The organism is Isoptericola jiangsuensis, assembly GCF_002563715.1.
Taxonomy (GTDB): domain Bacteria; phylum Actinomycetota; class Actinomycetes; order Actinomycetales; family Cellulomonadaceae; genus Isoptericola; species Isoptericola jiangsuensis.
Genome location: NZ_PDJJ01000001.1, coordinates 3,226,404 through 3,253,231 on the forward strand (window position 1 = coordinate 3,226,404; position 26,828 = coordinate 3,253,231).

At 74.3% G+C, this 26,828-nt stretch carries 24 protein-coding genes; 8 read left to right on the forward strand and 16 right to left on the reverse strand.

What is annotated here, in order from left to right:
• The first annotated feature begins 155 nt into the window (after positions 1-155).
• The 3 genes from ATJ88_RS14525 to ATJ88_RS14535 all read left to right on the forward strand — a co-directional run bounded on the left by ATJ88_RS14525 (position 156) and on the right by ATJ88_RS14535 (position 3,194).
• Positions 156-1,100 carry an acyltransferase family protein gene (locus tag ATJ88_RS14525; RefSeq protein ID WP_098464438.1) on the forward strand — a complete coding sequence of 315 codons (945 nt, stop codon included), beginning with the start codon at positions 156-158 and terminating at the stop codon, positions 1,098-1,100.
• The gene (locus ATJ88_RS14530) at positions 1,100-1,357 is read left to right on the forward strand and encodes a hypothetical protein (protein ID WP_098464439.1); all 258 of its coding nucleotides are present in this window, start codon (positions 1,100-1,102) and stop codon (positions 1,355-1,357) included. The genes ATJ88_RS14525 and ATJ88_RS14530 overlap by 1 nt, the downstream gene beginning before the upstream one ends.
• A 268-nt stretch (positions 1,358-1,625) precedes the next feature.
• Positions 1,626-3,194: an FAD-dependent oxidoreductase gene (locus ATJ88_RS14535; protein WP_098464440.1), complete on the forward strand. Its 1,569-nt coding sequence runs from the start codon at positions 1,626-1,628 to the stop codon at positions 3,192-3,194.
• 18 nt (positions 3,195-3,212) lie between these two features.
• Here the strand turns inward: ATJ88_RS14535 and ATJ88_RS14540 are convergent, their stop codons facing one another.
• Positions 3,213-4,172 (reverse strand): GDP-mannose 4,6-dehydratase, encoded by a 960-nt coding sequence (locus ATJ88_RS14540; protein WP_098464441.1) that lies wholly within the window; start codon positions 4,170-4,172, stop codon positions 3,213-3,215.
• Complete coding sequence (locus ATJ88_RS14545; RefSeq protein WP_098464442.1) at positions 4,173-5,159, reverse strand: GDP-mannose 4,6-dehydratase; 987 nt, start codon at positions 5,157-5,159, stop codon at positions 4,173-4,175.
• A gap of 227 nt (positions 5,160-5,386) precedes the next feature.
• Between ATJ88_RS14545 and ATJ88_RS14550 the strand changes: the two genes are divergently transcribed.
• Both ATJ88_RS14550 and ATJ88_RS14555 read left to right on the forward strand, forming a co-directional pair.
• Positions 5,387-6,061 carry a hypothetical protein gene (locus ATJ88_RS14550; RefSeq protein ID WP_098464443.1) on the forward strand — a complete coding sequence of 225 codons (675 nt, stop codon included), beginning with the start codon at positions 5,387-5,389 and terminating at the stop codon, positions 6,059-6,061.
• 29 nt (positions 6,062-6,090) lie between these two features.
• Positions 6,091-8,169, forward strand: coding sequence for a hypothetical protein (locus ATJ88_RS14555; RefSeq protein WP_141538698.1), 2,079 nt, complete (start codon positions 6,091-6,093; stop codon positions 8,167-8,169).
• Between the two features lie 72 nt (positions 8,170-8,241).
• Here ATJ88_RS14555 and ATJ88_RS14560 read toward each other — a convergent pair whose 3' ends face one another.
• Genes ATJ88_RS14560 through ATJ88_RS14575 form a run of 4 tightly spaced genes read right to left on the reverse strand, consistent with a single transcriptional unit; the run spans position 8,242 to position 12,860 of the window.
• Positions 8,242-9,285 (reverse strand): glycosyltransferase family 4 protein, encoded by a 1,044-nt coding sequence (locus ATJ88_RS14560; RefSeq protein ID WP_098464445.1) that lies wholly within the window; start codon positions 9,283-9,285, stop codon positions 8,242-8,244.
• Positions 9,282-10,340: a glycosyltransferase WbsX family protein gene (locus tag ATJ88_RS14565; RefSeq protein WP_211287522.1), complete on the reverse strand. Its 1,059-nt coding sequence runs from the start codon at positions 10,338-10,340 to the stop codon at positions 9,282-9,284. Before ATJ88_RS14565 ends, ATJ88_RS14560 begins: the two co-directional genes overlap by 4 nt.
• Before the next feature lie 34 nt (positions 10,341-10,374).
• Complete coding sequence (locus ATJ88_RS14570; protein ID WP_098464447.1) at positions 10,375-11,961, reverse strand: oligosaccharide flippase family protein; 1,587 nt, start codon at positions 11,959-11,961, stop codon at positions 10,375-10,377.
• Complete coding sequence (locus tag ATJ88_RS14575; protein ID WP_098464448.1) at positions 11,958-12,860, reverse strand: glycosyltransferase family 2 protein; 903 nt, start codon at positions 12,858-12,860, stop codon at positions 11,958-11,960. Before ATJ88_RS14575 ends, ATJ88_RS14570 begins: the two co-directional genes overlap by 4 nt.
• Positions 12,861-12,972: 112 nt before the next feature.
• Here ATJ88_RS14575 and ATJ88_RS14580 point away from each other — a divergent pair, with 112 nt between their 5' ends.
• Both ATJ88_RS14580 and ATJ88_RS14585 read left to right on the forward strand, forming a co-directional pair.
• Positions 12,973-14,166: a glycosyltransferase family 4 protein gene (locus tag ATJ88_RS14580; protein WP_098464449.1), complete on the forward strand. Its 1,194-nt coding sequence runs from the start codon at positions 12,973-12,975 to the stop codon at positions 14,164-14,166.
• Complete coding sequence (locus ATJ88_RS14585) at positions 14,163-15,212, forward strand: acyltransferase family protein (RefSeq protein ID WP_170023648.1); 1,050 nt, start codon at positions 14,163-14,165, stop codon at positions 15,210-15,212. Before ATJ88_RS14580 ends, ATJ88_RS14585 begins: the two co-directional genes overlap by 4 nt.
• Positions 15,213-15,219: 7 nt before the next feature.
• Here the strand turns inward: ATJ88_RS14585 and ATJ88_RS14590 are convergent, their stop codons facing one another.
• From ATJ88_RS14590 to ATJ88_RS14620, 7 genes are all read right to left on the reverse strand, one after another.
• Positions 15,220-15,933, reverse strand: coding sequence for a class I SAM-dependent methyltransferase (locus tag ATJ88_RS14590; RefSeq protein WP_098464451.1), 714 nt, complete (start codon positions 15,931-15,933; stop codon positions 15,220-15,222).
• A 74-nt stretch (positions 15,934-16,007) separates the two neighbouring features.
• Positions 16,008-17,510 carry an apiosidase-like domain-containing protein gene (locus ATJ88_RS14595; RefSeq protein WP_141538699.1) on the reverse strand — a complete coding sequence of 501 codons (1,503 nt, stop codon included), beginning with the start codon at positions 17,508-17,510 and terminating at the stop codon, positions 16,008-16,010.
• Positions 17,507-18,376, reverse strand: a complete 870-nt coding sequence (locus ATJ88_RS14600; protein WP_098464453.1) for a glycosyltransferase family 2 protein — start codon at positions 18,374-18,376, stop codon at positions 17,507-17,509. The genes ATJ88_RS14595 and ATJ88_RS14600 overlap by 4 nt, the downstream gene beginning before the upstream one ends.
• A complete protein-coding gene (locus ATJ88_RS14605; RefSeq protein ID WP_098464454.1) occupies positions 18,376-19,023 on the reverse strand; it encodes a PIG-L deacetylase family protein in 648 nt (215 codons plus the stop codon). Before ATJ88_RS14605 ends, ATJ88_RS14600 begins: the two co-directional genes overlap by 1 nt.
• Positions 19,020-20,240 (reverse strand): polysaccharide pyruvyl transferase family protein, encoded by a 1,221-nt coding sequence (locus ATJ88_RS14610; RefSeq protein WP_170023650.1) that lies wholly within the window; start codon positions 20,238-20,240, stop codon positions 19,020-19,022. The genes ATJ88_RS14605 and ATJ88_RS14610 overlap by 4 nt, the downstream gene beginning before the upstream one ends.
• A complete protein-coding gene (locus ATJ88_RS14615; RefSeq protein WP_211287523.1) occupies positions 20,240-21,088 on the reverse strand; it encodes a sugar phosphate nucleotidyltransferase in 849 nt (282 codons plus the stop codon). Before ATJ88_RS14615 ends, ATJ88_RS14610 begins: the two co-directional genes overlap by 1 nt.
• Positions 21,085-22,515, reverse strand: a complete 1,431-nt coding sequence (locus ATJ88_RS14620) for a glutamate-1-semialdehyde 2,1-aminomutase (protein ID WP_098464456.1) — start codon at positions 22,513-22,515, stop codon at positions 21,085-21,087. The genes ATJ88_RS14615 and ATJ88_RS14620 overlap by 4 nt, the downstream gene beginning before the upstream one ends.
• A 151-nt stretch (positions 22,516-22,666) precedes the next feature.
• Here ATJ88_RS14620 and ATJ88_RS14625 point away from each other — a divergent pair, with 151 nt between their 5' ends.
• On the forward strand, positions 22,667-23,218 hold the full coding sequence (locus ATJ88_RS14625) for a dTDP-4-dehydrorhamnose 3,5-epimerase family protein (RefSeq protein WP_098464457.1): 552 nt from the start codon (positions 22,667-22,669) through the stop codon (positions 23,216-23,218).
• Here ATJ88_RS14625 and ATJ88_RS14630 read toward each other — a convergent pair.
• Genes ATJ88_RS14630 through ATJ88_RS14640 form a run of 3 tightly spaced genes read right to left on the reverse strand, consistent with a single transcriptional unit; the run spans position 23,205 to position 26,727 of the window.
• Positions 23,205-24,410 carry a class I SAM-dependent methyltransferase gene (locus ATJ88_RS14630; RefSeq protein ID WP_098464458.1) on the reverse strand — a complete coding sequence of 402 codons (1,206 nt, stop codon included), beginning with the start codon at positions 24,408-24,410 and terminating at the stop codon, positions 23,205-23,207. The genes ATJ88_RS14625 and ATJ88_RS14630 overlap by 14 nt on opposite strands.
• Positions 24,407-25,702 (reverse strand): class I SAM-dependent methyltransferase, encoded by a 1,296-nt coding sequence (locus ATJ88_RS14635; protein WP_098464459.1) that lies wholly within the window; start codon positions 25,700-25,702, stop codon positions 24,407-24,409. Before ATJ88_RS14635 ends, ATJ88_RS14630 begins: the two co-directional genes overlap by 4 nt.
• Positions 25,699-26,727, reverse strand: coding sequence for an NAD-dependent epimerase/dehydratase family protein (locus tag ATJ88_RS14640; RefSeq protein ID WP_098464460.1), 1,029 nt, complete (start codon positions 26,725-26,727; stop codon positions 25,699-25,701). The genes ATJ88_RS14635 and ATJ88_RS14640 overlap by 4 nt, the downstream gene beginning before the upstream one ends.
• Between the last annotated feature and the right edge of the window lie 101 nt (positions 26,728-26,828).

The following is a 26,828-nucleotide window of genomic DNA, read 5'->3' on the forward strand; positions in this document are numbered from 1 at the left end:
CCACCTCACCCCGGGACGGGGTGTGCGGGCTTGCCGTCCCAGGGTACGCCGGGCCACCGACCCTCCGACGGGGCCGCGGACGGGCCGGACTTCACCCGGGCGCGGCCCTGTTTCATCCTCCCCGCCCGACGCCGCACGATGCCAGTCTGGGGAGCATGTCGACGCCGTCGGACCCGGCCGCGCCCGAGACGAAGCCCCGCTTCCACTCGGTCGACGCGCTCCGCGGCGTCGCGGCGCTCGCCGTGGTGCTGTTCCACCTGCTGCGCAACTCCCCGCAGGCCGACACACTCGCCGCGACCTTCCCGGCCCCGTACGTGACGGCGTCGGACTACGCCCGCGGCGGCGTCGCCGTGTTCTTCGTCCTCTCCGGGCTCGTCATCACCTACACGGTGCGCGACCTCGGCCGCCGACCCCGCGACGCGCTGCGGTACTCGGCTCGCCGGCAGCTGCGCCTCGACCCGCCGTACTGGGCGATGATGGCCGTCGTCCTGGCGATCGCGGCGGCCGAACGTCTCGTGCCGGGCCTGGACTACCGGTCGATCGGCGCGGCCGACGTGGCGGCCAACGCCGTCTACGTCCAGGGGTTCGCCGCGGCGACGCCGGTGCTCGCCGTCGCTTGGACGCTGTGCCTGGAGGTGCAGTTCTACCTCGTGATCGTGCTGCTGGTGCTCCTGGCCGGTCGCCTGCCCCACGGCGACGACGTCACCGCGCGCCGTCGGACGGTGCGGTGGACCGCGTGGACGCTCGGCGCCGCCTCGCTGGTGCTCCTCGCGACGGGGACGAGCACCGGGCCGTGGTTCCTCGGCACCTGGTGGATGTTCTGCCTCGGGGCGACCGTGGCGTGGTACCTCGTCGGCGACGTCGGCCCCGCCACGCTCGGCGTCGCCCTGGGCGTCGTCGCCCTCGCCGTCGCGGTCGAGACCGCGACAGGGGCGGCCGACCCGTGGCGCACCGAGTGGTTCGCCTGGACGACGGCGGCGCTCCTCGCCGTCCTCGTCGCCACCGGCCGGCTCGGGGTGCGGCCCTGGGGCTGGCTGATCTTCCTCGGGACGATCTCCTACTCCCTCTACCTCGTGCACCTGCCGTCATCGACACCGTGATGGCCGCCGCCTACAAGGTGCTCGGTGACGGCCCCGGTCCCGCGCTGGCGGCCTACGCCGTGGGTCTCGGGGCCGCCGTCGGCGCCGCCGTGCTGCTGCACCGCTGGGTCGAGCGGCCCGCGATCCGGCTGTCGCGCGCGCTGACCACGGGCAGCCGGGCCGAGGTGTCGGCCCGCGTGACGGCGTTCGCGGGCCGGTGGCGGCCGTCCGTCGCGCTGCGCCGGTCCCCCGGCCCCGCGGCACCGGACGAGGCGTAACGCCGGCCCTGCGCCCACGTTCACCCGCCCTCGGCGAGGCGGCGCCCGCAGGCCGCCGATAGCCTCGAGGAGAACCCCCGTCCGCAGGACGGCCCGGCTCCGGGTCGCTCACCGGACGGCACGGACCACGGCGAGGACGCCGGACGTCGTGCCACGGGGCGCTCGTGACGGAGCGAGCCGGGAGCGGACCTGCCGCCCCCGCACCGGGCCGTCGGTCGCGCCCCCGGCCGGCTCGCCGGCCCGCGCCGGCGAGCACGACGAGGGAACGATGCTGGTCACGAGCGACGCGGAGCTGCCCGACCTGAGCCGGACCGACGTGTGCGTCGTCGGCGGCGGGGCGGCCGGGATCGCGCTGGCCACCGAGCTCGCCGGGAGCGGGCTGCGCGTGGTCGTCCTCGAGGAGGGCGGGCCGACCGCGGACACCGCGCAGCGCGAGGCGTACGAGGTCGCCCCGGGCGCGCCGCCCACCCTGGGGACGGCGGGCGGACGACGGCTCTTCCTCGGCGGCAACTCCAACCACTGGTACGGCAACTGCCGCCCCCTCGACCGGGAGGACTTCGCCGCCCGCCCCTGGATCCCCGGCAGCGGGTGGCCGATCACCCGCGACGACCTCGACCCCCACTACCGCCGCGCCCAGGAGCTCTGCGGGCTCGGCGACCTGCGGACCTACGAACCGGACCGGGTGGCCCAGGCGCTGGCGCGCCGTCACGGGCCCGCGCTGCTGGACTCCGCCACCCTGGAGACGCGGATCGAGCAGACCACGCCCGAGTTCAGCCTCGCCGTGCTGCACGCCCGCACCCTGCGCCGGTCGCGCGACGTCGTCGTCCTGCTGGGCGTCCACGTGACCGGCCTGGAGCGGGGGCGCTGCGGCGGTGTGCGCCGGGTGCGCGCCGTCCGGGCGTCCGGCGAGACCCTGACCGTCACCGCACGGCGCTACGTCCTGGCGGCGGGCGGCATCGAGAACGCGAAGATCCTGCTCGCCTCGCCGGGCGTGCCCGACGGCGCGACCCGCGACAACGTCGGCCGCTACTTCCAGGAGCACTGGTACTACGTCTTCGACGCGTTGCTGCCCGACCGCGACAACCTGCGGCTCTACCACGTGGGCCGCGGCCGCCACGTCGACGAGCTCGGCGACCGACGGCAGCGGATCGACGGCGCGCACGTCTGGGCACAGCTCGTGCTCGCCGCGGACGTCCTCGCCGAGCACCGCCTCCCCGGCCTGGCGGTGTGGTTCCAGGACGGCGGCGCCCCGGCGGCGCTGCGTGCCCTCAAGCACGCGCCACGACGACCCGGCCCCCTCCTCGCGGCCGCGGCGGGCGTCGCGCGACGGCCCGGGCACGTCGCGGGCTACGGCGCCCGCCGGCTCCTGCGCCACCCCAACCCGTCGCGGCGGCTCGCGATGATCGCCCAGATCGAGCAGGTGCCGGACCCCGCGAGCAGGCTCCGCCTCACCGACGCCCGCGACCCGTGGGGGCGGCCGCACGTGGCGCTCGACACCCGGCTCGACGCGACGCAGCGGGCGGACCACGCCACGGCGCTGCGCCTCGCGGGTCGCGCGCTGGGCGTCGACGGCGACGCCCTCGCCTCCTCGATGCAGGACAAGTACGCCGCGGGCGACCTCGGCTTCTACTTCCACCACACCGGCACCACCCGGATGGGACGCGACCCGGCGGGCAGCGTCGTCGACCGGCACTGCCGGGTGCACGGGACGGACAACCTGTACGTCGTGGGGAGCTCGGTGTTCCCCACCAGCGGCACCGCCGAGCCCACGCTCACCGTCGTGGCGCTCGCCGCCCGGCTCGCGGACCACCTCGTGTCCCTCGGCCGGGTGGGGTGACCCCGCCCGGCCCCGGCGTCAGACCGCGAGCAGCTCCAGGTCGTGCCGCACCATGCGGGCGACGATCTCCTCGAACGCGACCGTCGGCCGCCAGCCCAGCACCCGCTCGGCACGCGCGGGGTCGCCCACCTGCAGGGCGGGATCGACCGGGCGGACGAACCGCGGGTCGATCTCCACCCGGTCGCGCCAGTCGTCGACCCCGGCCGCCGCGAACGCCGCCGCGACGAACTCCTCCACGGAGTGCGTCCGCCCGGTCGCCACCACGAAGTCGTCCGCGACGTCGTGCCGCGCCGCGCGGACCATCGCGTCGACGTACTCCGGGGCCCAGCCCCAGTCCCGCCGGGCCGCGAGGTTCCCGAGCGCCAGCGTGCCGCCACCGTCGTGCGCGATCCGCGCCACCTGCGCCGTGATCTTGCGCGTGACGAACGTCGTCGGACGCCGCGGCGACTCGTGGTTGTACAGGACGCACGACGACACCCCGAGCCCCCGGGACCGGAACACCGCCGCCATCTGGTGGGCGTACGCCTTCGCCGCCCCGTAGGGCGACACGGGACGCACCGGCGTGGACTCGTCCTGTGGGGACCGGACCGGCGAGCCGAAGATCTCCGCGCTGGACGCCTGGACCACGCGCACCGGCGACCCCGTGCGCTCCTGCGCCGCCCACGACGCCTCGAACAGCGCGACCGCACCGAGGCCCGACACCTCGCCCGTCAGCACCGGCTGCTCCCACGACTGCGCGACCGAACTCACCCCGCCGAGGTTGTAGACCTCCGACGGGCCGACGGCCCGCACGAGCGCGGCGAGACCGTCCCGGTCGCGCAGGTCGCCCTCGTGGAGCGTCACCTCCGCCGGGAGGGACGCGGGACGGCCGTCACCGCGCGTCACCAGGCCGTGGACCTCGCAGCCCTCGGCGACCAACCGTTCCGCCAGGTACGACCCGTCCTGGCCCGTGACACCCGTGACGAGCGCGACCGTCACTCAGCGACCCACCAGGTCCGACTGCTCACGCAGGTCGTTCTCCACCATCATGCCGACCAGTGTGGCGAAGTCGATGCTCGGCTTCCAACCCAGCACCTGGCGCGCCTTCGACGGGTCCCCGATGAGCAGCTCGACCTCGGCCGGGCGCATGAACTGCGGGTCCTGACGCACCAGCCCGCTCCAGTCCTCGATCCCGACGTGCGCGAACGCCGCGTCCAGCAGGTCCCGGATCGAGTGCGTCTCCCCCGACGCGACGACGTAGTCGTCCGCCGTCGGCTGCTGCAGCATCAGCCACATCGCCTCGACGTAGTCGCCGGCGAAACCCCAGTCCCGCTTCGCGTCGAGGTTGCCCATGACGATCTCGTCCTGCAGCCCCAGCTTGATCCGCGCGACCGCCTGCGACACCTTGCGCGTCACGAACTCCGGCCCGCGCCGCGGCGACTCGTGGTTGAACAGGATCCCGGACGACGCGTGCATCCCGTACGACTCGCGGTAGTTGATCGTCATGTAGTGGCCGAACACCTTCGCGACGCCGTACGGCGAGCGCGGCCACAGCAGCGTCGACTCCCGCTGCGGGACCTCCTGCACCTTGCCGAACATCTCCGAGCTGGACGCCTGGTAGAAGCGCACGCGACCCGGGTCGTCGAGGGTGTGGAGCCGCACGGCCTCCAGCATGTTGAGCACGCCCTTGCCCGTCACCTCGCTGGTGACCATCGCGTTCTCCCACGAGTACGCGACGTACGAGATGGCGCCGAGGTTGTAGACCTCGTCCGGCCGGGACGCGGACAGCGCACGCATGAGGGACGACAGGTCCGTCAGGTCGCCCGTGACCAGACGGACGTCGGGCACCGTGCTGCGGACCAGGTCGAGCTTCGGGTTGTTCTGCCCGCGGATCAGCCCCCAGACCTCGTACCCCTTGGCCAGCAGCAGCTCCGACAGGTAGAGCCCGTCCTGCCCGGTGATCCCGGTGATGAGTGCTCGAGGCATGTCCGTCCGCCCATCCGCGTCGATCCTGCGGCGCCGCCACGCGCGGCCCGCTCGGCTGTGGAAACACCAGTCACACTAGACACGGCACCCCGCGAGCGGACCCCTGCGCCCGGGTGAACTGCCGCCCCGGCCGGGTGAATCCACCGCGGCCCGCGACCCGCACCGGAGCCCCGAATTCACCCCTCCAGCCATCGACCCCCCGGCGACGGCCGACGACAATCACAGGTGTGACGACACGGCCGGGGGGGCGTGCACGGGACCTGCTGCGAGCCGCTGCGCTCGCGGTCACCTTCGCGCTCCTGTACGTCGTGGGGGTCCTCAGTCCGTGGGGGCAGCGCGCCGACGAGTTCCTGCTCGGGTTCGTCGCCGGACGCCTCGGGCTGCCCGGGCCCGTCGCCGGGATCGTGCGCGAGGCCGTCGTCGTCGCCCTCGCGGCGCTCGTCGTCGCCCTGGGCCTGCTCGCGCTGCGCCACGGACGCTGGACCGCGACCGGCGGCATGGTGCTGCTCTGCCTCGCCGCGCCCGCGCTCAGCGTCTGGCTGCGCGACGTCCTGCTGGCGCGCCCGTTCCACGACGAGACCTACGGCTACGCGTACAACACCTACCCCAGCACCCACGTCACCGCCGTCGCGGTCCTCGGCGTCGCGGTCCTCGTGCTGTGGCCGTCGCGCACCCTGCGCCGGCACACCGTGGTCCGCCGCACCGTGCTCGCCGTCGTCGTCCTCGCCTGCCTCGCCAACGTCGTGGCGTTCGCCCACCGGCCGGCCGACGTCGTCGGGTCCCTCCTGCTCGTCGCGAGCCTCGCATCGTTGCTCGCAGCAGCGATGCCGGGCACGTTCCGCCCGGCGCGGCGGCGATTTCACCCGGCACCCCAGGAGAGTTCACCCGTACCCGCCGACTGAGCCGCTCACCCGCGGCGTAGCGTCCTGACATGGCTTCCCGACAGGCGCGCAGCGCGGCAGTTCTGGCCCTCGGACTGATCGCCGCGAGCCTCTCGGCACCGGCGGTCGCCGTGGTCGACCTCGCCGCCCAGGACACCCCCTCCCAGCAGGTCACGTGGGACTGCACGGGCTCCCCGTGCCCCTGGGGACCGTCGACCGCCGGCAACGCCGCGGTCTGGTCCGACGGGACCACCGCCCGCTACGGCTACACCACGTCCGTGGCGGTCTACCTGCCCGCGGCCTCGGCGCTCGGGCGGACGATCACCGTCACCTCCGGCAACGCGTCGGTCTACGCGGGTCCGGCCGACAGCCCCCACCGCGCCCTCGCCCACCTGGCGTCGGGCGACGCCTACACCGTCAGCGGGCTGGACGCCGGCGACATGCTCTCCCTCCAGAACGACGGCGGCTCCTTCACCTACACGATCGAGGCCGCCGCACCCGCGCCCGAGCCGACGCCCGACCCCACCCCGGAGCCGTCCGTCGAGCCCACGCCCGAGCCGTCGGACGAACCGTCCGTCGAACCCACGCCGACCACGGAGCCCTCGGTCGAGCCCACCGTCGAGCCCACGCCGACCGTGGAGCCCTCGGCGGAGCCGACACCCCAGCCGTCGGACGAACCGAGCGCCGAACCGTCCGTCGAGCCCACGCCCGAGCCGTCGGTCGAGCCCACACCGACCACGGAACCCTCGGCGGAGCCGACATCCGAGCCCTCGACGACGCCGACGGTCACGCCGACGTCGGAACCGTCCACCGCACCGAGCGCGGACCTCTCGTCGCAGTCCGTGACCTGGACCTGCACGGGCAACAGCTGCCCGTGGGGAGGCCAGCTGTCGGGCAACGCGGGGGTGTGGCCCGACGGCGTGTCGACCCGGTACGGGTACACCACGTCCGTCGCGATCTACCTGCCGGCCGCCGCGGCGAACGGCACCACGATCACGGTGACGTCCGGTTCCGCCGGGATCTACGCCGGTCCCGTCGACAGCCCGCACCGGTCGCTCGCCCAGCTCGCGACCGGCGAAGGCCACGCGATCGACGGGCTCGCGTCCGACGAGGTGATCTCCATCCAGAACGACGGCGGTCCGTTCACCTACACGGTCGCCGCGACGGTCGAGCCCAGCCCGGAGCCGACGCCCTCACCGACGCCGAGCACGGAGCCCAGCCCCGAGCCGAGCACCGGACCGACGCCCTCCCCCGAGCCGTCGACCGAGCCGTCCGCCGGCGCGGGCACCCCGTCGCAGGCGGTGACGTGGACCTGCGCCGGCGCGAGCTGCCCGTGGGGCGACCAGCTCTCCGGCAACGCCGTCGCCTGGCCGGAGTCCACGGGTGCCCTGAGCACCCGCCACGGCTACACCACCTCCGCGGCGATCTACCTGCCCGCCGAGGTCGCGAACGGTGACACCGTCACCGTCGTGAGCGGCTCGGCGGCGCTGTACGCCGGCACGCCGACGGGTTCGCACCGGCAGGTCGGCCAGGCCTCCGCGGGCGAGTCGGTGACGATCGACGGCCTCGCGGCGGGCGAGGTGCTCTCGGTCCAGAACGACGGCAGCGCCTTCGCGTACGTCCACACCAGCGGGGAGCCGACCGAGCCCACGCCGGAGCCCACCCCGACGTCCGAGCCCACGCCCGACCCGACGCCGACGACCCCGCCCGACGCGGTCGTCATGCAGTCGACCCTCGCGCTGTGGCACTGCACGGCGTTCGCGGGCTGCGAGAACGACTGGGCACCCTGGTCCGGCGGTGCGGTGTCGTGGCCGTCGTGGGCGGCGTACCCGAACAACGACCGGCAGGGGTCGAACGCCCGCACCGTGGAGTCGCTCGACGGCGAGACCCTCTACCCGTACATGGGCGAGTGGGCGGACGGCTGCGAGATCCTCGTCCTCGAGGGTGACGTGCTGGTCATCGAGTGGGAGCGCGGCACGGACGTGTGGCGGTCCACGTACCTCAGCCCCGGCGACAGCTACACGATCGACCTCCAGCCGGGTGAGGACGGCGCGATGATCGAGACGCCGGACACCCCGACGTCGTTCACGGTGGCGCTGTCGAGCTGCACGCCGCAGCCGCTGCCCTGACGCCCGACGAGACGACGGCGGCCGCCCCGAGGATCGGGGCGGCCGCCGTCGTCCGTGTGCAGTGCGAACGGTTCAGACGGTGCCGCGGTACAGCGCCTCGTAGCGGTCGACGACGCTCTCCAGCGTGAACTCCCGGACCCGCTCCAGCGCCGCGCCGGCGAGCACCTCGCGCCGGTGGTCGTCGGCCAGCAGCTCGGCGAGCGCCGTCCCGACGTCCTCCAGCGGGGTGACCACCGCGGTCCGGCCGCCGTCGGTGACGTAGAGCGCGCCCGGGTTGGGCGTGGCGACGACGGGGGCGCCGGACGCCATGGCCTCGACGTACGGGATGCCGAAGCCCTCGTAGTCGCTGGGCAGGCAGAACACCCACGCCTCCTGGAACGCGGCGACGAGCTCGTCGTCGGAGAGGCGGCCGAGGGCACGGACGCCGGGACCGGGGTCGTCGGGGACGTCGCGGGCCACCATCCACAGCTCGGCGTCGGGGTGCTTGGGCAGCACGGTCTCCTGGAACTGGCGGGCGAGCTCCGCGCCGCGCTTGCGGCCGTGCCAGTAGCCGACGAACAGGACGACGGGGTGGTCGGCGTGCCGGGACGGGTCCGGGGCGAAGCGGCGGACGTCGGTGCCGCACGGCAGGACGTCCCGCACCCAGGGGTACCAGCGCCGGGTCTCGGGCGAGATGACGACGGTGTGGTCGGCCACGACGGAGGCCAGCACCTCGGACAGCCCGAGGAGCACCATGCGGGTCTTCTCCTTGAGGCCGCGGATCGTGCGGGCCTCCTCGAAGCAGGACCCGGCGAGGGTGCGGACGTGCCGTGGGACACGGCGCCGCCACAGCCAGTAGTCGTCGCCCCAGGCGTGCAGGACGTCGTACCCGGACAGGTCGACCTTGCGCAGCGCGAGCGCGAACCGGAAGGTGCGCAGCGAGCCCGTCATGCGGACGTGCCGGTGCCCGTAGACGGCCCCGTCGACGGGCGGGCAGTCGCTGAGCACGGTGACGTCGTGCCCGCGGCGGGTGAGCTCGGTCGCGAGCTCGTGCACCTGGTAGCCGATGCCCTGCTTGCTGGTGCTGGGCAGGTAGTAGGAGATGATCGCGATGCGCAGCGGCCCCTGGCCGGTCATCGCAGGCCGTCCCGGAGCGCCTCGAGCCAGGCGCGGCCGTGGCGCAGGTCGGGCTCGAGGTGGTTGCCCTCGGCCCACTCGTTCCACGACTTGACCCACAGCAGCCGTTCCTCGGCGGGGCGGTGCGCGATCGACGCGACCGCCTGGCGGACGTTCTCGCCGAACTTCTCCGGCGTCGCGCCGTGCAGGACGACGCCGCCGCGGCCGGAGCGCGGCGTGTTGTCCCAGTTGGGGTAGACGCACGGCTGGACGAGGTCGCCGGTGCGGTTCTGCGCGGCCCAGTCCGTCGAGTACGGGTGGATCTGCGGTCCCCCGGCGACCTTGCGCCAGGCGCGCATCCGCAGGGTCTCGCCGCGAGACGTCCCGGCGGGCATGCGCATGTAGACGCCCGCGTCGAACCCGTCCTCCTTGACCCGGTCGTAGCGCACGCCGCCGGCGAGGAGGTCGCTCATCTCCGCCACGAGGTACAGGCCCTCCAGGCCGTGCCGGCGCGCCAGCGACTGCCACAGGTCGACGAACTGCCCGGCGTCCGGCAGCTCCTCGGGACGGAAGACGTAGAAGACGGGCCGTCCGTCGACGCGCAGGTAGCGGGGATCCCGGAAGGCCGGCAGCACCGCCTCGAAGTGGGCGGTGTAGTCCTCGACGCCCGGGTAGTGCTGCTGGACCAGGACCCGGTCGGCCTCACCGTGCCAGATCCCGCTCCAGGTCTGGTTGGCCCACGCCAGGCAGAACGACACGTCGGGGCTGCCGCTCGCCAGGACCTCCGCGAAGGGGCGCTCCAGGATGCGGCGGCCGTTGCCGAACCAGTAGTGCCAGTACGCGAACGCCTCGACGCCGTACTGGTGCGCGAGCTCGGCCTGCGCGGCACGGGTCTCGGCGACGCGCAGGTCGTAGAACCCGAGGTCGGCCGGGACCAGCGGCTGCCGGTGACCCGGGTACAGGCGCTTCGCCCGCGCGACGTTGGTCCACTCGGTGAACCCCTGCCCCCACCACTCGTCGTTCTCCGGGATGGGGTGGAACTGCGGCAGGTAGAAGGCGACCGCCCTGGCTTCCAACGTGCTCTCCGTTCTCATCGGTTCGGTCCGGGGTTCACCCGCGGGCCGCTGCCATCAGGCGCAGCACCGGCTCGGCGACACGGCGCAGCCTCGCGGGGACCGAGCGCCCGACGGCGTCCACGTCGGCGGTGGTGAGTCCCGTCCTCGTGAGCCACAGCAGGCCGACGTAGAGCACGAGGCCGACGATCCCGGCGAGGACGGCGGAGGGCACCGGGCTCCAGCCGAGCCACGACACGCTCCACCACGTCACGACCGAGACGGCCGCGCCGAGGAGGTACGGCGCGACGGCGGCGACGATCATCCGGGTGACCTGCTGCAGCGCACGGACCTCCAGCACGAGCAGGCAGGTGAAGAGCACGACCGCCCCGCAGAGGTTGCCCAGGACCGCCGCCCAGACGCCCAGGTAGGGCAGGAGGACGACGATGAGCCCGACGTTGACCACGAGGGTCGCCAGGTTCATCCACAGCAGCCACGTGCCCTTGAGCCGCGCCATGATGAACGCCTTGAGGGGGCCGGCCATGACCAGGAGGCCTCCCGAGACGCTGAGGACGATCAGGACGGGCGGGACGTCGGCGAACTCCTCGCCGTACAGCACGGGCACCAGCATGGCGAACGCCGGTGACGCCGCGGCGACCACGGCCGCCGTGGCGGTCGCCGACGCCCGCAGCGTCCGGGCGAGCGCGCGCCCGACCGCCTCGACGTCGACCTCGCGCAGGCCGGAGATCGCCGGGACCAGGGGCCCGAGCAGCGACTGCGCGGGCGCGAACAGGTGGATCGACAGCCCGAAGGCGAGCGCGAAGACACCCGCGGCCTCGGCGGCGTCCATCCAGGTCAGGACGAGCACCTCGCTGCGGGAGGAGACGAACGCCTCGACCAGACCGGCAGCGCCGGCGGGCAGGGCGAACTTCCAGAACCCGGCAGGGAACCGGCGCAGGCGCGGCCGCAGCAGGGCCCGGCGGTACGGTCGGTCGACGAAGTACAGGTAGGCGAGGGCACCGATGCCTCCCGCCACGAGCCGGACGGCCCAGATGGCGTCCGCCGTGCCGGCGGTGGTCGCGGCGATCACCACCATCGCCTGGGCGAACAGGTTGACGACCATGGCCGTCTGGGCGTTCTGGGCCGTCTTCGACTCGATCGCGAGCGCGTCGCCGGCCCCGTTGAAGGTGCAGGGGACCACGACACCGAACACCAGGGCGATCGCCATGAGCACGGGGTCGACGTCGACCAGGAGCAGGACCACCACGGAGATGGCCGGGATGCCGACGAGCATCTTGTAGCCCTGCGCCGCCTGGAGGATCCGCTTCACCTCGTCGAAGCGGCCGGCGGCGTGGGCCTTGGAACCGAACTGGACGACCCCGGTGCCGACGCCAAGGTCGATGGTCATCGCGACGATGATGAGGACGGTCGACAGGTAGGCGAGGCGGCCGTAGTCGACGACGCCCAGCACCCGGGCGATGACGATGTTGACCACGAAGGCCAGCGGGAGCGACACCGCGACGTGGAGCAGGGTCCACATCGCCCCGCGGATCGCCTTGTCCTGGAGCTCGCCGCGCGACATCGTCGCCGGGGTGGTGGCCTCGTCCGTCCCGACGGGCTCGGTGGTGGGCTTCTCGGTGCTCATCGGGACGCCGCGACCTTCTCCACGGCCTCGGGGCGGCCGCCCCGGAACGCGACCTCACGGAACCCGAGAAGGTTCCCGACGAGCCGCCCGGACCGGTCCGGACGGCTGCGGTCCCCCAGCCGCAACGTGTTCGAGCCCAGGTAGCGCCACCAGTCGTGCACCATGTTGCCGGCGGACTTGGTTCCCTTGCGCCACATGTGGAACGGGTTGACGATCTGGGCGAACCCGAGGGCCCGACCGTTCACCCGACCGGAGCCGACGGCGAGGTGCGCGGCCACGCAGCCCCAGTAGTGCACCACCCGGCCGTGCGCGTGGCACCGGACCGCGAAGTCGGTGTCCTCCTGCCAGGCGTACAGGCGCATGCGCTCGTCGAACGGTTCGCGCAGCGCGACGTGCCCGCGCGTCGTCATGTTGCAGCCGTAGGTCCCGCCGATGTCCTTGAGGAGGGAGGACTCCGGTGCCGCTGAGATGGCCGCGCGCGCCTCCTCCGGCGACAGCTCGCGGCCGAGCGCCGCACCGTCGACCACGACCAGGCCCGTGAGGAGCACGACGTCGGGCTCGCGCCGCATCACGTCGCGCAACCGCTCGAAGTAGTCCGGGGCCAGCAGGATGTCGTCGTCCAGGTACGTGACCAGGTCGGGGACCGGGTCGATGGACCGCAGCCCCGTGTTCCGCTGGACGGTCGAGCCGCGCTCCGAGACCACGACCCGCACCCCGTCCCGGGCGGCGAGCCCCGCCGGGACGTCCTCGGTGCCCGCGACGCTGAGCACCACCAGGTCCGCGGGCACGGTCTGCTCGAGGAGCGCCTCGACCGTCCGGCCGAGGAGCCCCGGACGGCGGGTGCTGGCGATGATCACGACGTGGTCGAGCCGCGTCGACGAGCCGGGTGGGTGCGTCACAGGGTCATCGTTTCCGAGGCACGCCCCTTTGCCGAGACCCGCGACCGGATTTCAGCCGGAGCCGTCGACTTTTCACCCCCGCGCCGACGGCCCCGGTGCCTAGGCTCGGGCCATGGCCGTCCCGGTAGGCAGTCACGTGCACGTGATCACCCCTGGTGACCACTTCTCGCCGTCAACGGGCAGCGCCGTGCCGACCGTCGTCCACGGGCTGGCCGGCGCCACGCCCGAGGGAGCGCCCCGCACGCGCGTCGCCGTCGCGGAGGGGACCTACCCGGACCACTACCCGACGGCCGAGGTGGTCCCCTACCCGCCCGCCGCCGCGCACCGGTCGGACCGCTACCGCGACCTCGCCGCCTCCCGCCTGGGTCTGGCGCGGGGCGGCGCCCGCCGCACCCTCGCGCCCGCCGTGGCGGACCAGGAGCGGTGGCCGCCCTCCGTCGTGGTCGGGCACAACATGCCGCAGCTCGTCGGGCTCGTCGACACCGACCGGCACGTCCCGGTGCTGTACGCGCACAACGAGCTGCTGCGCTCCTACGGGGCGCGGGAGGCCGGCCGCACGCTCGACCCGGCGGGTGGGATCGTGTGCGTGAGCGCCTACGTCGCCGAACGCACGGCGGAGCGGCTCCCGCCCCGCCTGCGCGACCGGGTCGTGGTGGTCCACAACGCGGTCGACACCACGCTGTTCGCCCCCGACGACACCCCGGCCGGGCACGACGGCCTGCACGTCGTGTTCGTCGGGCGGATGCTGCCCGACAAGGGCCCCGACCTCCTCGTGGAAGCCCTGGTCCGACTCGCCCGGCCCGACGTGCGGGCCACGTTCGTGGGCACCACGAACTTCGCTCCCGGCGCACCGCTGTCGACCTACGAGGAGTCCCTGCGCGCCGCGGCGAGCCCGCTCGGCGACCGGGTCCGGTGGTTGCCGTTCCGGCCGCGGGCGGACGTCGCGGCGATCCTGCGGACCGCCGACGTGGTCGTGGTGCCGTCCCGCTGGGCGGAGCCGTTCGCCCTCACCGTCCTGGAGGGCATGGCGTCGGGCGCGGCCGTCGTGGCGGCACGCGTGGGGGGGATCCCCGAGGCCACGGGCGACGCCGGCGTCCTGGTGGCGCCCGGGTCGCCCGACGACCTGGCGCAGGCGATCGAGCACCTCGCCGACGACCCGGTGCACCGCCGTCGCGTGCAGGCCCGGGGGCTCGCGCACGCCCGGGCGCACGACTGGCGGGCCGCGCGGCGCCGGTTCGACGAGGTCCTCGCCGAGCTGCGCATCACCGGCGGCTCCCCCGTCCCGTCCTCCGAGGTCGCTCGGTGACGAGCCCGGACGCGGCGGCCCGCCTCACGTCCGGCGGGCGACCGGTCCTGCCGTCCCTCACCTCGTGGCGCGCCGTCGCGGCGTTCGCGGTCTTCCTGTTCCACCTGGACCTGTTCGGTCTCCTCACCGTCCCCGGGGCCTCGGTCGGCTACCTCGGGGTGACCTTCTTCTTCGTCCTGTCGGGCTTCGTCCTGACGTGGGGGTCGCGTCCCGGGGCGACACCGGCGGACTTCTTCGTGCACCGTGTCGCGCGCGTCTACCCCGCCCACCTGGCGGCGCTGCTGCTCGTCCTCGGCGGCAAGCTCGCGCAGGGATCGGTGGCGCTGGGTCCGGACGTCGTCCTGCCGAACCTGCTGCTCGTCCAGGCCTGGTGGCCCCAGGACCTCGTCGCCTACGGGCTGAACGGCGTCTCGTGGTCCCTCAGCTGCGAGATGTTCTTCTACGCGGCGTTCCCGTTCCTCGTCCCCGTGCTCGCCCGGTGGCGACCCGCCGTCGCGGTCGCCGTGTCGGCGGCGCTCGTCGTGGTGCCCGTCGTGATCGCCGCCGTCGCGCCCGACACCGAGGGCTACCTCTACCACCTCCCGGCGGCACGGCTCGGCGAGTTCCTGCTCGGTGTGTCCGCCGCGCTCGCGCTGGGCCGGATCGGCTCGTCACGTCTGCTGAGCCGCACCTGGTCGACCGTCGCGGTCGTCGTCGCGGCCCTCGTGGTGGCCCTGGCGGACGCCACGGCGGTCCCCGCCGCAGCCCTGGTGTGCCTGCCGTGCGCCTACCTCGTCACCTCTTTCGCGCACGCGGACGCGGCGGGGCGCAGCGGCTTCCTCGGGCACGGCCTGCTCCTGCGCGCCGGCGAGGTGTCGTTCGCGTTCTACCTGGTGCACCAGACCGCGATCCTCGTCGTCGCACGGCTGCCCGTGGCTCCCCTGCTCGCCGCCGCCGGAGCGCTGGTCCTGTCGACGGCCCTCGCGCTCGCCCTGCACCACGGCGTCGAGGTGCCGGCCCGGCGCGCGGTGCTCGCGACGTGGCGTCGTCGGTACGCCCGGGGCTGAGCCGCGGTCAGGCGTCCGCACGGATCTCGACGACCAGCGTGCGGCCCCAGCCGATCCGTTCCAGGTGGGCGTGCCACCGCAGACCGACCGGTCCGAGGGCGTCCCTCAGCTTCTTGGAAGTGAAGACCCGACGCCACGACGCGTCACCCTGCGGCGTGATCGTCCGCAAGGAGACGACCGTCCCCGCCTGCCCTGCGAGCTCCCGCAGCGACTCCGGCGTCGGCCAGCGGCGACGCACACGCGGGTCCTGGTCGGGCACGCGACCGTGCTTGCCCAGGACCGCCCCGTTCTGGACGGCCAGCACGATGAGCCCACCCGGTACCACGAGGCGGCGCAGCTCCCGCATGAACGCACCCTGGTCCGACACGTGGGGCAGGGTCTCCAGGCTGACGATGCAGTCGAACGCCCCGGACGGCAGCTCGCCCGCGAGGACGTCACCGGACAGGAACGTGGCCCGCGGGGTCCGGCGCCGCGCCTCCGCGATGACGTCGCGGCTCACGTCGATCCCCGTCACCGACCCGTAGCGGAGCAGCTCGTCGACGAGCCAGCCCGTGCCGCACCCGATGTCGAGGACCCGCAGGTCCGTGCGTGCGAGCCGCCCGATCGCCGCGTGCACCGCGCGCGACTGGTCGAGCGACACCTGGTCGAGCGCCTCTGGTCGTCGGTGTGTGGCGTTCCACCGGTCCCAGTAGGCGACCTCGTCGTCCGAGACCGGCTCCATGGCTCATGGTGCTCCTCGTCGTGCACGTCCGGTGCGCCGACCGACGACTTTCACCCGGCCCGTCGGCCGGTGCGCTAGGTCCCCGGCCCGACGACCAGCAGCCAGTCACCGCCGCCGTCGGCGTTGACCCCCGGGGTCCGCAGCCGGTCGGCGAGCTCCGCGGCGACCTCCGTGCCGTCGGACGGGTCGACCCAGGTGGCCGTCGCGCCCGGTGCCAGCACCGACAGGTCGAGCCCGATCTCCCGCTCGGTGGGCACGTACACGACGGCGTGCCCGCCGTCGTCCGTGACCGCCGCCGTGACCAGGTCCGCGTCGAGCACGTCCGCGTCGTCGGGCGCCGTGCCGCTCCCCCGGCCGGACACCACCAGGCGGTCGCCCAGATCGGGCCGGAGTCGCCACCACGGCGTCGAGGCCACCGTGTCGCGGACCACACCCACCTGGTCCAGCCCCGGGCTGTCGAGGCGGGCCTCCCAGCCGTCGAGGAACTCCCAGTCGTCGCTGCCGTAGAAGTCGCCCGGCGAGCCGGAGGTCAGCGCCCACGCGGCCTGCCGCCGCAACGTCTCGTTCGTGGTCGGCGGTGACGCGCCGTCGTTGTTCTCCCGCTCGTAGTTGCCCTCGGCGAAGAGCGCCGGCATCGCCGGGGTCCGGTCGTAGGCGGCGCGGACCGCCGCGAAGGTCGGCGCGTAGGTGTAGACGAAGTCGAAGTCGACGCGGGGCGCCCAGAACGGGTTGTCCCGCGACGCGGACACCGGGTAGCCCAGCTGGATCGAGAACGGACGGTCCCCGCCGGTCGCCCGCACCCCGTCGGCGACGGCGGCGAAGCACCGGTCCACGTCGCTGCCGGCCGCCAGGTCGTCGGTCGCCGGGAAGTAGTCGCCGCCCGTCATCCAGACGATGTTGGGCAGGTCCGCCGACCAGGACCCGACCTGCTCGCCGTACGCCCGGCACTCCGCGACCGAGCCCGGGACGAACGACCGGTCGATGGTCCACCCGTCGACCGCGTAGAGGAATACCGTGATCCCGCGCTCGGCCGCGGCGGCCAGCACGTCGTGCGCGCGGTCCCAGTAGTCCGGCTCCCACGTCAGCACGTCGCCGTCGACGAACGGGCGCAGGCCGTCGACCGTGCTGCCGTCGTCGGCCGGGCCCCCGTTCCCGGTGGCGCCCAGCAACGACACGATGAGCGCGTCGACACCGGCCTGCCGACGGTTCTCCAGGAACGTCGTCGCCTGCTCGGGCGTGGTGTCGACGAGCAGGGACCACGGCGAGTCCCCCCGCACGAGCACCGGGTCGCCGAGCTGATCGACGAAGTACCGGCCGTCGTCGGACACCTCGGCGACGAACCGGGCGTCCCCCGGGACGACCGTCCGAGGCGACGACGACGCCGGCGGCGGCGACGACACGCCCGTGCCCTCGCCGTCCGCCAGGTCGCCGGGGATCGGCATCGCCTGACCCTGGTGCGTCCGGTCCCACCACCACACGGCCGCGGCGCCGCCGGCCAGCACCAGCAGCGCCAGCACGACGACGAGCGCCCGTGTCCACCACCTGCGTCGTCGCGCGGCGTCAGCGGTCCCCGTCACCCGGGGACACCGACGGCGGTCGCGACGTCACGGGCCATGCCCCGCCACCGGGGGAACACCCACGCCGGCCCCACCTGCGCCCACGCCCTCGCCTTCTGCCGGAACGGGAGGTCGGTCGTGGCGACGGCGCGGTACAGCTCCAGGTTCAGCCGGGTCTGCGGGAAGGCGAACCGCACCGACGCGGACGGCGCGTGCCACTTCACCTGCTCCTGCCCCTGCATCGAGAGCTGCTCCGGGATGCGCCGCTGGAGGAACGACCGGTCGTCGACGACGACCGCCGGTCCCTGGCACAGCAGCTCGGTCAGCAGGACGACGTCGTCGCCCACCATCGCGAGGAGGGGTCGGGTGCGGTCGAGGGCCGGACGGCGGATCACGCCGTACATCACGTGCGCCGCCAGGGAACGGTAGAGGTTGCGGATCCGCTCCGGGGCGGTGGGCGCGTCGAGCCCGAGGTCGGCGTCGTTCAGCTCCTCGAAGACCACGTCGTCGCCGTCGATGATGCCCGTCCGGGTCATCGCGAACACGGCGTCCGGCCTCGCGTCGAGCGCGGCGACGCACGACGACGCGAACGTCGGGAGCTTGAGGTCGTCGACCGCCATCCAGCTGAACAGGGGGGACGCGGACAGCTCGACGACCCGGCGGTAGTTCCACGTGCCGCCGCGGTTGGTCTCCTCCCGGACGTAGCGGACCCGCGGGTCCGCCGCCGCGGCGGCCCGGCAGATCTCCTCGGTGGCGTCCGTCGAGCCGTTGTCGGACACCACGACCTCGATGTCCTCGTAGTCCTGGGTCAGCAGCGAGTCGAGGGCGCCGGGCAGGAACCGCTCACCGTTGTAGACGGGGAGCCCGAACCCCAGCGACGCGACCATCAGCGACCACCCGCCACGTCCAGCAGCACCTTGGGGGCGACGAACGCCTCCGCGTAGCGGGACCGGCACTCCATCCCGCGCAGCCGCATCATCCCGAGGAACACCTCGTGGTCCCACCAGTCGTGCGGCTTCTGGGAGGGGTAGCACGCGTCCAGCAGCTCGACCTTCCGCCGCGCGAGCTCGTCGGGCACGCCGACGTAGGTGGTCGGTCGGCCCATGTCCCCGTCCCACTTGGGGATCTCGTAGTGGAGCACGAGGGCGTCCCGCCACACCGTCGGGGCCATCGTGCCGAGCAGTCGATGGTCCTGGTGGGCGTCGTCCGTCCGCGGCACCAGCACGAGGTGCGGCACCGGGTTGCGCCCGGCGTGCTCGTGCAGCGCCGACTTCACCTCGCCCCAGTGCTCGGGCAGCCGACCGTCCGGGAGCCGCGCGAAGTGGGAGGTGGCGCCCGGGAGGAACGCCTCCGCGGCCTGCCGGGCCTCGTCCTCGCGGTCCGGTGTCCCGGTGAGCGTGAGGAAGGCCGCGTCGACGGGGCCGCGAGCGGCGAGCGCCAGCAGGGTGCCGCCGCAGCCGATCTCCACGTCGTCGGGGTGCGCGGCGACGCACACCACGCGCAGCGGTCCGGGGGGCAGGGGGAGTCCGATCACGGGCAGGCTCCTGAGCTCTCGGGGACGGTGTCGGCGTGCGGCGCCCGGGCGTCGGCGACGTCCCGCAGCAGCGCCGCCACCCTCGCCGCCTGGTCGGCGAGGGCACGGCGCGCCTCGTCGAGGACGTCATGGGCGGCCGGGTCGGACCCGGCGGTCACGGCGGCGAGCACCTGGTCGGCGACCTCGTCGGGGTCGAACGTGTCGATGCGGTGCGCGCGCTCCGGGCGCCCGAAGTCAGCGAGCAGCCACTCCTGCTTGCTGCCGTAGCCGACCGAGACCGCGGGCAGGTCGAGACGGAGCGCCGCGATCAGGTTGTGGTAGCGGGCGGCGACCACGGCGGCGCAGGTCGCGAGGTCCCGGGTCAGGTCGTCGAGGGAGAGCGCGTCCGAGGCCGTCACCCGCCCGGGCGCCGCGACCACCGCCCGGGCGGCCACGAGCTCGACCGTGGGCCGGTCCGGGAGGGCGCCACCGACGACCAGGACGTCGTGCCCCGCGTCGGTCAGGCGCCGCACGACGTGCAGCACCCGCTCGACGTACGCGGCCCGGTCCGCCTCCGACTCGGCCGTGCCGATGCCGCGGTACTCGATCACCCCGACCGCGACGGTGCCCGCTCCGGTCCCCCGGTCGGCGGTGCCGACGTCGACGCCGAGCACGAGGTCGGGCACGACGGGCAGGTCGCGGCGCACCCCGAGCGCCCGGGCGGCCCGGGCCGAGCCCGCGTCGCGGACCGACAGGTAGGTGGCGCACCCCATCGTCCACCGGAACAGCCGTCCCGTGACGGGGTGGAACGCCTCGTCGACCCCCACGGACAGCACGAGGAACGGGCGCCGGCGCAGCCTCGCGGCGAGCCCGTACCAGAACAGGGTCAGGGGGATCCCGCCCGGCGCGATCGCCAGCCCCTCGAAGATCCCCGTCCCGGGGATGACGACCACGTCGAGCAGCCCCACGGTCCGCCAGGCGTGCCAGGCGTCCGACGCCTTGCCGAGGAGCCCGCGCAGGCCACCGCGTCGAGCCGCCGGGTCGTGCAGCGGGACGGCCCGCACCCCCCGGTCGCGCGCGACCACGTCGTGCTTGTCCGCGACCACCACGGGTGCGAGGCGCGCGTCGGCCGCCAGCAGGTCGAGCACCACCTGCAGCGTCGCCTCGTTGCCCGAGTTGTGGACGCCGAACTCCCCGACGAGACCGACCCGGACGTCCGCCGTCCTGCCGCCGTGCACTAGACCGTCCGTGGGAACGCGGCGATCTCGCCGACCTCGACCTCGGGCACGCGCCGCAGGTGGTGCTGCGCCTCGCGGTCCCACACCGCCCACGGGCGGTCGCCGACGCGGTTCATCTCCTCCAGCGCGGACCGTTCCTTGAGCGTGTCCATCGGCGCCCAGAAGCCCTCGTGGGGGTGGACGCGGAACCGGCCGTCGCGGGCGGCGCGCACGCACGCGTCCATGACGAGGTCCTCCCCCTCGTTCAGGTAGTCGAAGATGCCCTGGCGCAGCACGAAGTAGCCGCCGTTGATGCACATGCTCATCCCGGCGACGGGTTCGAGGTCGCGCATGGTGCCGTCGGGCTCGAACCGGACGACGTGGAACGAGTCCTGCGGGGACACGGCCATGAGGGAGCCGACGGCGTCGGTCCGCAGGAAGTCGTCGACGATCCGGTCCATGGGAGCGTCGGTGAGGACGTCGCCGTAGTTGGCGAGGAAGACCTCGTCGTCCTCCAGGTAGGGGCGCACGCGTCGCAGGCGCTCGCCGATGGCGGTGTCCATGCCGGTGTCGACGAACGTGATGCGCCACTCGCTGATGTCGCTGCTGAGGAGCTCGACCTCGCGGCCGCCCTTGGTGAGGACGAAGTCGTTGGAGTGGGTCTCCTGGTAGTTGAGGAAGTAGTCCTTGACGGCGTTGGCGCCGTACCCGAGGGCGAGGACGAACTCGGTGTGCCCGTAGTGCGCGTAGTACTTCATGATGTGCCACAGGACGGGCCGGGACCCGATGGGCATCATCGGCTTCGGGAGCGAGTCGTGGCCGGAGCGCATGCGCATGCCGAGCCCCCCGCAGAACAGGACGACCTTCATGGCTGGACCTCCTCGGTCGGTGCCCCCAGGTCCGGGAGGCGGCGGGGTGCGGCGGTGGGGCGCAGCGCCGGGGCGACGGGACGGCCCCGGAGGTAGCCGTCCGTGGTGCCGGCGTCGAGCGCCTTGGCGTAGACGACGCAGGCCCGGGCGACGGCCTCGACGGTGAGGTCGACGTCGTCGTCGGTGTGCGCCGCGGAGATGACGAAGGACTGGCCGAGGACGCCGTGCCGCAGGAGCTCCTGGAGGAACAGGGCACGGTAGGCCTGGCTGGGTGCGCCCTGCGGGTCGAGCGTCCCGAAGACGAGGCAGGACGCGCGCCCGCCGACCGTCACGTGGTCGGCGACGCCGGCGGCGGCCGTGACCTCCTGGACGCCGCGGCGCAGGCGTTCGCCCTGGCGTTCCATGATGCCGACGACGTCGTGCTCGGCGTAGGCGTCGGCGACGGCGAGGTAGGCGGCGAGCCCGGTGGTCTCGGGCCCGTGCGTGGTGGACAGCAGGAAGACGCGGGGCTCGGCGGTGTCGAGCCCGCCGAGCTCCATGAGCTCGCGCCGGCCGGCGAGCGCGGACACGGCGAACCCGTTGCCGAGCGCCTTGCCCCACGTCGACAGGTCGGGCGTGACGTCGTACACGTGCTGGGCGCCGCCCGCGTGCCAGCGCATGCCGGTGATCATCTCGTCGAGCACCATGACGGCGCCGTGCTCGGTGGTGAGGGCGCGCACGCCCTCGAGGAAGCCGGGCGCGGGCTCGGCCCCGCCGGTCGCGGCCTCGAGGAACACGGCGGCGACCTGCCCGCGGTGCTCCTCGAGCACGCGGCGCAGCGAGTCGAGGTCGTTGTACGCGAACCCGACGGTGAGGTCGCGGCCGGTGCCGGGGATCCCGGCGTCCATCCCGGTCGTGGAGATGAACCAGTCGTCGACGGAGAAGAACGGCTGGCTGCGGCAGATCGCGACGACGTCGCGGCCGGTGGCGGCGCGGGCCAGCCTGAGCGCCGCCGTGGTGGCGTCGGAGCCGTTCTTCGCGAACTTCACCATGTCGGCGCCGGGCACGGTCGCGAGGAACCGCTCGGCGGCGTCGAGCTCCAGCACGGAGGGGCGGGAGAAGCTGGTGCCGTCGGCGGCGGCTCGCGCCACGGCGTCGACGACGGGCCGGTAGCCGTGCCCGAGGGTGACGCTGCGCAGCCCCATGCCGTACTCGACGTACCAGTTGCCGTCGACGTCCCGCACCCGGGCGCCGACGCCGCGGACCAGGACGGGGGCGACGCCCTCGGGGTACTGGTCGGAGCCGCGGGCGTAGGTGTGCGCGCCGCCGGGCACCAGGCGGTGCAGGCGGCGCTGGGCGTCCGCCGACCCGGCCCAGGTGGTGTGGTGGGGATCGGGCGTGAGACGGCCCGGGACGTCCTGCGGGCTGGCCGTGCGGATCGCACCCATCTGTGACCTCCAGGTCGGCCGGCGACTCACCGGCCATTCTTGGCGACCTGCCGGTGCCGCTCAACGGCCACGGGGTCAATTCACCCGGGCGGGCCGGAGAATCACCCGACCCCTCCCGGCCCGGTCCCCCGATCGGCCCTAGCCTCGAGGCATGCGAGTCGAGACCACCCGCCTGGACGGGGTCATGCGCCTGCTGCCGACCCCGCACCACGACGAGCGGGGCCTGTTCACGCGGACGTTCGACGCGGCCACGGCGGGCGAGGCGGGGCTCGACCCGGCCGCGTTCGTGCAGGACTCCCAGTCGCGCTCGCACCAGGGCGTGGTCCGGGGCATGCACGGCCGGGTGGGCGGTGGCGAGGCGAAGCTGGTCCGGGTCGCGCACGGCGCGGTGCTCGACGTCGTGGTGGACGCCCGTCCCGGGTCCCCGACGTTCGGGCAGTGGGACGCGCACGTCCTCGACGACGCCGACTTCGTGGTCCTGTACATCCCGCGCGGGTTCCTGCACGGGCACCAGACCCTCACCCCGACCGCCGACGTCTGCTACCGCATCGACGCCGAGCACGACCCGTCGGAGGACGTGGCCGCGCACCACCTCGACCCGGACCTGGCGATCGCGTGGCCCGCGCCCGTCACGACCGTCAGCGCCCGGGACCGCGCCGCGGGCACCTGGGCGGAGCTCGCCGCCCGCCTCACCGGGGGCTGAGCGGGACGGGGTCCGCCACCGCGGGCGCCGGCTCGGCCACGACCCACCGCCCGCCGGCCGCCTCGACCTCGGGGTGGGCGGCCCGGACCTCGTCGAGGAGGTCGGGCACGAACAGCAGCACCCACCGGGGGTGCAGGTCGCCCAGCGCCGCGGGGTCGAGCACCGGGACGCGCACGCCGTCGGGTCCCGCGGTGCCCGGCATCGACAGCCCGCGCTTGGCGGGCGAGGCGTCGACGACGCCGCGCAGGTCCGCCCCCGTCACCCCGGCGACGGCGAGCAGCGCGACCGCGCGGGACGCGGCCCCGTACCCGACGACGCCGTCGTCCCGGTGGTCGCGCACCCAGCCGGCGAGGGCCGCGGCCGTGCGGGTGACGTCGGCCTGGAGCGTCCCCACCCGGGCTCCGTCGACGACCCCGGCGCGCGCCTCGTCGGCGAGCGCCGCCTCGACGGCCGCCCGGGCGGGCGTCCCGGTGGCGTCGGCGACGCGCCGCGACCCGTCGCGGGCCAGGACCAGCACCACGGTCCCGCCGTAGAGGCCGTGGTGCCACAGGCCGACGGGGGCCAGCCCGACGGCGCGGGCGGCCGCCACGAGCCAGGTCACGGAGTAGTAGGCGAAGTGCCCGTGCCGCAGCGCGTTCCACGCGCCGGTGCGCAGGATCGTGCCGAGCGGGTGCACGTGCAGGGCCAGCACCCCCTCCGGGGCGAGGAGGGCCGCGCGGCGCTCCAGCGCGGCCCGCTGGTCGGCGTCGTGCATCATCCCGAGGGAGTCGACGAGGACGTCGACGGTCCCGGCGGGCGGGTCGGCCTCGGGCGGGGCGACGCGCAGGCCGTGCCCGGCCAGCACGCCGAGCCAGGAGCCGCCGTGCGGGCTCGGGCACTCGGCGGCGAGCGCCCCGGGGGTGGCGAGCCCGGCGTCGACCAGGTCGGCGACGGCCGCACGGGACTGCTCGACGAGCGCGGCGGGCTCGACGCCGCGCGGCTCGTCGGCGTCCGTGGGGTCGTCCTCCAGCTGCGCCAGACCGCACCCGCCGCACAGCACCATGCGCAGCGGGTGCAGGACGTCCGGCCCGGTGGAGCCCGCCGGCGGGAACACGTCGGCGGCGGGCTGCGCGCCGAGGTCCAGCACGACGGAGCCGGTGGTGCCGCGGCACCAGCGGCAGCGCCACGTCGCGGCGGGAGCGCCGCCCGTCACGAGCCCGGCTCGAACACCTCGAGGTGCGGGAGCGCGACGACCAGCTTCCCGCCCCAGTCGGCCACCGGGGCGAGCTGCGCCGAGATCTCCTTGCGGAGGTTCCACGGCATGATCACCACGTAGTCGGGCCGCGCCGCGTCCAGGGCCTCGGGCGCGTGGACGGGGATGTGCGTGCCGGGCAGGAACCGGCCGTGCTTGTAGGGGTTGCGGTCGACCGCGAACTCCAGGAGGTCGGCGCGGACGCCGCAGTGGTTGAGCAGCGTGTTGCCCTTGCCGGGCGCGCCGTAGGCCACGACGCGCTTGCCGGCGCGGCGGGCGTCCAGCAGGAACGACACGAAGTCGTCGCGCACCTGCGCGACCTGCTCCGCGAACCCGTCGTGCCCCTCGACGGTGTGCAGGCCGAAGTCGGCCTCCGCGGCGAGCACCTCGGCGACGGCGGCCGTCGGGGTGACGCGGCCGGCCTCCACGGCCTCCGTCGGCGCCGACCAGGTGCGCAGCGACCCGCCGTGGCTGGCGAGCTCCTCGACGTCGACGACGGTCAGGCCCGCGGCCGCGAGGACCCGCTGCGTGGTGAGCAGCGACAGGTAGGAGAAGTGCTCGTGGTAGATCGTGTCGTACTCGTTGCCCTCGATGAGGCGCAGCAGGTGCGGGATCTCGATGGTGACGCGGCCGTCGTCGGCGACGAGGGCACGCAGGCCCTTCGCGAAGTCGACGATGTCGGGCACGTGCGCGAACACGTTGTTCGCCACGACGAGGTCGGCCGGGCCGTGCTCGGCGCGGACCGCGCGACCGGTCTCCTCGCCGAGGAACTCCACGAGCGTCGGGATCCCCTTCGCGACGGCCGCCTCGGCCACCGTGCGGGACGGCTCGATCCCCAGGCAGCGGATGCCCTTCGCCTGCACGTGCTGGAGCAGGTAGCCGTCGTTGCTCGCCACCTCCACGACGAACGACGACCCGGCGTCCAGCCCGAGCCGGTCGGTCGCCCTCTCGACGTACTGGCGGGCGTGCTCCACCCAGCTCGTGGAGAACGACGAGAAGTAGGCGTAGTCGTCGAAGATGTCCGTCTCGGCGACGTAGGCGGGGAGCTGCACCAGCAGGCACTGCGTGCAGATCCGCACGTTGAGCGGGTAGAAGGTCTCCCCCTGGTCGACCTGGTCGGCCCGCAGGATCGCCTCGCACGGCGGGGACATGCCGAGGTCGACGAACGTGCGTGTCAGGGCGGCGCCGCACAGGCGGCACGACGGCACCGCGGCCGTCCCGGTCGTGGCCTCCGCGGCCTGGGTCGTGGTCATGCCGCCACCACCATGCGCAGCGAGGCGAGGTCCAGGCGGCCCGCGGCCGCGAGCTCCTGGATGCGGTGCAGCCGCACGAACGTCCGCTCGAAGTCGTCGGCCTCCAGGCCACGCTCGCGCATGTCCCGCCACAGCTCCTCGATGCCGTCGCGCACCGTCCAGCGGGGGTCGGCGGCGGGCAGCAGGCTGCGGATCTTGCCGAAGTCGACCCGGTAGTTGCGGGCGTCGGCCCCCGCCCCGGGGGCGAACGTCACCGGCGCGCCGGTGACCTCGGCGACCTGCTCCGCCACGGTGCGGATCTGCACCACGTCCTCGTCGCGGCCCACGTTGAACGCCTGGTCGTGGACCACCTCGCGCGGCGCCTCCAGGGCCGCGAGGAACGCCCGGGAGATGTCCTCGACGTGCACCAGCGGACGCCAGGGCGACCCGTCGGACTGGAGCCGCACCTCGCCGCGCGTGAACGCCGTGCCGGTGAGGTTGTTGACGACGATGTCGGCCCGCAGCCGCCGCGACGACCCGTACGCCGTCGCGTTGCGCAGGTAGGTGGGGCTGAACGAGTCGTCCGCGAGCGGCGAGATGCCCTGCTCCGCGCGGACCTTCGACTCGCCGTACGGCGTCACCGGGTGGAAGTCGCTGAGCTCGTCCACCGGCGCGTCGCCCGCCGCCCCGTACAGCGAGCACGAGGACGAGAACAGGAACCGCGGCACCCCCGCCGCCTTCGCCGTCTCGGCCATGTGCACCGCGCCGCCGGTGTTCACCGAGAACGTGGCGTCCGGCGCGAGGTGCCCGATCGGGTCGTTGCTGATGGCCGCGAGGTGGACCACCGCGTCGAAGCCCTCCAGGTCCTCGGGCCGTGCGTCCCGGACGTCGCCGGTGCGCTGCTCGTAGTCCGCGGCCGGCGTCCCGAAGTCGCAGCCGTCGTACCAGCCCACGTCGAGGCCGACGACCTCGTGGCCGTGCGCCTGCAGGAACGGGACCAGGACGGCGCCGACATAGCCCCGGTCTCCGTCGACGAGAACCTTCATGACAGTCTCCTTGGATCGCCGACACGCGTCGCGACGACGGTAACCGCCGGGCCGCGCCGACGAACAGCGCTGCACAGGGTGGAAAACGCCCCGGGCGACTG